The sequence below is a fragment of the Desulfovermiculus halophilus DSM 18834 genome, assembly GCF_000620765.1.
Taxonomy (GTDB): domain Bacteria; phylum Desulfobacterota; class Desulfovibrionia; order Desulfovibrionales; family Desulfothermaceae; genus Desulfovermiculus; species Desulfovermiculus halophilus.
Genome location: NZ_JIAK01000046.1, coordinates 1 through 5,720 on the forward strand (window position 1 = coordinate 1; position 5,720 = coordinate 5,720).

The 5,720-nt window shown below is 54.8% G+C and carries 3 protein-coding genes; all 3 read left to right on the forward strand.

The annotated features are described in order from the left end of the window. Positions 1-127 precede the first annotated feature (127 nt). The 3 genes from N902_RS0113940 (at position 128) to glnD (ending at position 4,902) form a co-directional block, all read left to right on the forward strand. The gene (locus N902_RS0113940) at positions 128-1,666 is read left to right on the forward strand and encodes a sigma-54 interaction domain-containing protein (protein ID WP_027371412.1); all 1,539 of its coding nucleotides are present in this window, start codon (positions 128-130) and stop codon (positions 1,664-1,666) included. A gap of 289 nt (positions 1,667-1,955) precedes the next feature. Then, positions 1,956-2,294, forward strand: a complete 339-nt coding sequence (locus N902_RS0113945) for a P-II family nitrogen regulator (protein ID WP_027371413.1) — start codon at positions 1,956-1,958, stop codon at positions 2,292-2,294. After that, the gene (gene glnD, locus N902_RS0113950) at positions 2,284-4,902 is read left to right on the forward strand and encodes a [protein-PII] uridylyltransferase (RefSeq protein WP_027371414.1); all 2,619 of its coding nucleotides are present in this window, start codon (positions 2,284-2,286) and stop codon (positions 4,900-4,902) included. Before N902_RS0113945 ends, glnD begins: the two co-directional genes overlap by 11 nt. Positions 4,903-5,720: the final 818 nt, after the last annotated feature.

Sequence of the window (5,720 nt, forward strand, 5' to 3'; positions counted from 1 at the left end):
CGATGATACTGCGGACCCTTCCGTGGGAAAGTAGGTCGCTGCCAGGACATTTCCTTACAAAAAAAGGCTCCCTCTTCAGGGAGCCTTTTTTTTTGAACTTTTTTTGTTTTTGAGGCAGACTGCAGCCATGGTCAATGAATATGGATATGCTGAGCTAAAGGCCCTGTACGAGATAGCCCGGGCTTTTACCACGCCGGACGAGCTTAAGGATCAGCTACAGAAAGTGTTGGATATTATGAGCGCCAGTCTGGGCATGGAGCGGGGCATGATATCCATCATCGACTTGAAGACCGGCTACATCGTCCTGGATGTGGCCCGGGGGGTGAATGTTCAAACCGGGGATGTGACCTATCTTCTGGGCGAGGGCATAACCGGCAAGGTGGCTGAGACAGGCCGGCCTATTGCTGTGGCCAACCTGAGCAAGGAAACCCACTTCCTGGACCGAACCGGGGCGCGAAAGGAAATGGAGCGCAATGAGCTCGCTTTCTTGTGTGTGCCTATCTTTTTTCAAAGCAGGGTTGTCGGTGTTTTATCTGCGGACAAGCTCAGTCGTCATGTCCAGAGCCTTGAGCGGGAGGTGGATCTGCTGGCTGCAGTTGCTGAACTGACCGGCAAGGCAGTACATTTTCGGGCCGTGAGTGAAGAAAACAGAAGCTTAAAGAAGCTCCTGGCTCAGGCCAAAAGGCCCAAGACCCAGCTGATCGGCAGATCCAAGGGCATACAGGACGTCATGCGGCTGGTGGATCAAGTGGCTGAGACCAATTCCACTGTCCTTATTTACGGGGAAACCGGGACGGGAAAAGAGCTTGTGGCTCAAAGTCTGCACGAGAACAGCCCCCGGGCCAAGAATCAGCTTGTCCGGGTCAACTGTGCGGCCATGCCGGAAAGCCTGCTTGAAAGCGAGCTGTTTGGGCATGAAAAGGGAGCCTTTACCGGAGCGGTATCCAGGCGCAAGGGATGCTTTGAGGAAGCTCACGGGGGAACAATATTTCTGGATGAGATCGGTGAACTCTCGCCCATGGCCCAGGCCAAGCTGCTGCGGGTTTTGCAGGAGAAGGAGGTCCAGCCTCTGGGATCCTCGCGGGTGATTCGGGTAGACGTACGGGTTGTTGCGGCCACGAATAAGGATCTTGAGCATGAAGTGGCCAAGGGAACATTTCGCTCCGACCTCTATTACCGGTTGAACGTTTTTCCCGTGTTTATCCCTCCACTACGTGAACGCGGCCCGGACATCCTCTTGTTGGCCGATTTCTTCGTCGCCAAGTATGCCCGGGAGTTCAAGAAAGAGGTGAAGCGGATCTCCACTTCCGCCATTGACCTGCTGATGTCCTATCACTGGCCGGGAAACGTTCGGGAGCTGGAGAACTGCATTGAGCGGGCTGTGCTTTTGGCCCCGGCCGATACTATTGAGGCCCATCATTTGCCGCCTACATTGCAGATGAAACCTTCAGATATCACGGAAGGCAAACGGGGCAAGATGGATATCCTGGTGTCCAATTTTGAGCGGGATCTGATCACCGACGCACTGAAAGACTCCAGAGGGAATCAAGCCCAAGCGGCGCGGATCCTGGGTACGACCAAGAGGATTATTCAATACAAAATCAAAAAGTACGAAATAGATCCGTCCAGGTTCCAAAATGCACACCAGGAAGACTCTGCGCATTGATCAACGTATTCCTGCCGTTTCCATCCTTTCCTGCTCAGTTCCTTTGGTTAGCCCTGATGCCGGGTATTCGTTCAGAGGCTGAACGCTTATCAAGCCGGGGCAATTAGGCATATAGATTGCAAATTTTGTACAGATGCCCCGGGATCGATTCTGGTGATCGGCCGGGGACATGGTCAGTCCCAGTCGGTTTCGGTCTGCTTACCTATGTTGTCTGTACACACAGGCTCTGTATGAGCTGCGTGCTTGCCGGTGCAAAAGGCAGCGCTGAACTTTTGATTCGGAGGGGGATATGAAACGAGTGGTGGCAATTATCAAGCCCTTTAAGCTGGATGACGTCAAGGACGCCTTGTCCGAGATCGGGGTCAAAGGGATGTCAGTGGCTGAGATCCGGGGTTTTGGACGCCAGAAAGGGCATACGGAGATCTATCGAGGGGCGGAGTATGTCGTTGATTTCATACCCAAAATCCAAGTGGAGGTGGTGGTCGCGGATGAACGGGTAGAGGATGTGGTCCAGGCTGTTCAGAAAGCTGCAAAGACGGGAAAGATCGGAGACGGCAAGATCTTTATTTCCCCGGTTGAAGAGTGTGTGCGGATCAGAACCGGAGAACGAGGCGAAAATGCCCTGTAGCTCGGAAGTGTCCAACGTGTTTTCACCGCTCTTAGCCGATTTGCGGGACAAGAGGGATCGCTTTGCTCAGGCCTGCAGCAAGGATGTCGTGGGCATTGCCGGGGCGCGGGGTTATGCCCAGGAGTGCATACGTTCCATGCAGGCACATATCGGGGGCCTGGCAAAGCCTGCACCAGAGTGGTTTCTGACAGCTGTTGGGGGGTTGGGACGCAAAGAGGTCAGCTTTCTCTCAGACGTGGATCTTCTTTTTGTCTATTCCAAGCGCTTACCGCCGTTTTTGCATAGTGTGATTCAAGACCTGGTACAGGCTCTGTGGGATGGAGGGTTTGAACTGGGGCATACGGTCTGCTCCCGGTCCGGGCTGAGGCAACTGATGCGAAATGACTTTTCGGTCCTGACCACCTGCCTGGAATCGCAGTTCATTGCCGGGGATCGGGAAATGTACGCCGGATGGCGAAAGGAGGTGCTGAACAGCTTTGGCAACCGCCGGAAGCGACAATGTCTGGAAACCATTCAAGCCGCGCGGGGCAAAAGAGGGGAGCAACAGGCCAAAAGCATTTACCTCCTGGAGCCGAATATAAAGGACGGGCTGGGCGGGCTGCGGGATCTGCACGCCCTGCGCTGGTGCGGCACGATCTTTGAGCACAACCCCAGCATGCGGCACTTGTTGGACAGGGGGTACATCGACGAGACAGAACACGCATGGCTGGAGCAGGCCCGGGATTTCTTGTGGCGGGTCAGACTGCAGCTGCACGTGATCAGTCCCCGGCGCCTGGATCAGCTGATCATCCAATATCAGCCGGAGGTGGCCGCCAGGCTCGGATTTGAGGACAACCAGTCCGGAGGACGGGCCGTGGAGGGCTTTATGCGCTCCTATTACCGGTATACGGCCAGGGTCCGGAGGGTGACCGACTTTTTGCTCGAAACACTGAGCTTGGACCTTTGTCCGGCCAAAAATCAGCGCAAGCAGAAGGTTGTTTCCGGGCCGTTCGTGCTGGATGGAAATCATATTCGTTTTCACGATCCGTACATGGTGGCTTCAAATCCTGGGCTGCTCATGCATCTCTTCCGGCAGGCAGTTCAGCACCGGGCGCATTTTCACCACCAGACCGGGCAGGTCGTCCGCAACAATCTGGAGTGGTTTACAGACAGCTGGCGGAGGGATCCAGGGATCGTCTCGCAATTTTTCGACATTCTTCTTGCCCCCGCCATGGCCTATCCGGTGCTGAAAGTCATGCTGGAAACCGGCTTTTTGGAGACATTCATTCCGGAGATGGCCCCCCTGCGCTACCGGGTCCAATACGATGCCTACCATCTATACACAGTTGACGAGCATCTGCTGCGCACAGTCAGAGAGCTGCATGTCATTTTGGCCGGGGATGATCCGGACGCCTTGCCCAGTGAGTTCAGCATGCAGTGGCTGGGCGAGGTGCTGCCCACCCGGCGGGTCCTGTTTTTGGCCGCTTTAATCCACGATATCGGCAAGGGCCATGGACACGGCCATGCCCAACGCGGGGCTCGGATGGCCGTGGAGATCGGAACCAGGCTGGGCCTTGCTGAAAGCGAGCTTTTTCTGCTGGTTTTCTTGGTTGATCAGCATCTGCTGTTGGCAGATACGGCTTTGAAACGGGACTTGGCCGAAGAAAAGCCGATAGAAGAGTGTGCCTTGAACATCAAAGATACCCAGCGGCTGGCCGCCCTGTATTTGCTGACAGTAGCAGATTCCAAGGCGACCGGACCGCAGGTGTACACCATCTGGAGAAGGGCCCTGATCATTGAGCTCGGCCTGAAGGTGAAGCATCTCTTGGAGCAGGACGATTGGCAGGGGAGCGACATATCCAGCCGGGTGCAGGGGGTCAGGGACGCAGTTTCCAGCCTGCTGGAGACCGACCCGGTGCATGGGCAGGTAATGCAGTGGCTGGAGAAGCTCTCCTTGCGCTACATCTTGACCCAGCCGGCTGAGGCCGTGGTCAAGCACTACTTTCTGGAACAGGAACTGGTGGAGAAGTCGGTGATCTTCAAGGTGAAGGCCCTGTCGCCCGACATCTGGGAGCTGACCCTGCTGACCCCTGATCTGCCCAATCTGTTCGATTATCTGACCGGGGTGCTGTGGGCCAATGGGGTGAATATCGTTTCTGCCGACATCCATACCCGGAGCTATGGTGTAGCGGTGGACGAGCTGCTAGTGGACCAGATCCCGGATCCGCTGCATCCGGAGAAGATTTGGGACCGGGTGCACAGGGATCTGGAAGAGGTTCTCGGCGGTCGACAAAGCCTGGAGAAGTACATGGCGGACAAGAATCCGGGCCGTCCTTTTGGGCAGCTGCCGGTTGTCAGCGCAGAAGACCGGGTGGTTATCAACGAGCAGGCATCTGATTTTTATACCGTTATCGAGGTCTACACTTGGGAGCGACCGGGAGTGCTGCACACCATATCCAAGGCCCTGCACTGCTTTGATCTCTCCATCCAGGTGGCCAAAATCACCACCCCGGGGGCCCAGGTGGTAGACGTCTTCTATCTGACTGATGCAACCGGAGGGAAGATAAAAGATCCGGACAAGCACGAGCAGATACGCACCCACATTTTGTCCTCCCTCCAGAAGTGCTGACAATGCGATCCTTGGACGCAGCCTATGGGTTTGTAAGGTTTGCAGATTCTTATCTCTGAAGTTCCGCTTCCAGTCTTCAAGAGCCTTCCATCTCCTGTGGTCATAAGCCAAGATGTCCTCTGGATCAGACAAGGGAACAAAAATGTGACTCTTTGACACAGAAAGTGGAATAGCACACAGAAGAGATGGCAAACTCCAAAAATCCACAGGCTACGTCGAAGAACCAAAAATGTTCTTGTTCTGTAACCCATTGAAAACTCTGGGCTGAGGTGGGCAGGCGAGGTGTTGTGTGCTGATTGGGAGGGGATGGGGATACCGAATGAAGTTCAAAAGGGTACAAAAATGTCCTTAGCTTGTTTCCCCCTGCCCTTTTTTTCGCAGCATCTATCCGGCGATATGGATCATTGTCAGGGTGATTGGGAAAATCCCTTCCTGTTGCAGACAGGACGGAGCAAGCCCTGTAGGGCTCTGGTGAGCCTGTCGCGCCGGATATTCATCCGGAGGGGGTGTCAGTGACCGCGGTAATAGGGCCAGTCCATGATCACGCTAATAGGGCCAGTTTATGTGCACTTAATGGAGCCACCTGATGATCACCTTAATCGGGCCACCTCATGATCGGCCTAATGAGGCCAGCTCATGATCACCGTAATGGAGCCACTCAGGTGATTAAGTAGCTTCCTTGCCATTTTGAAGGTTTCGAACCTCCCTCATTAAGGATATCTCCCTGGAAAGACAACACTTCCAAGGAGGTACAATGTCAAACAGGAGGTTCGAAATGTATCAGTACCAGCACGTCATCCACCGGATGCGCCTCGGAG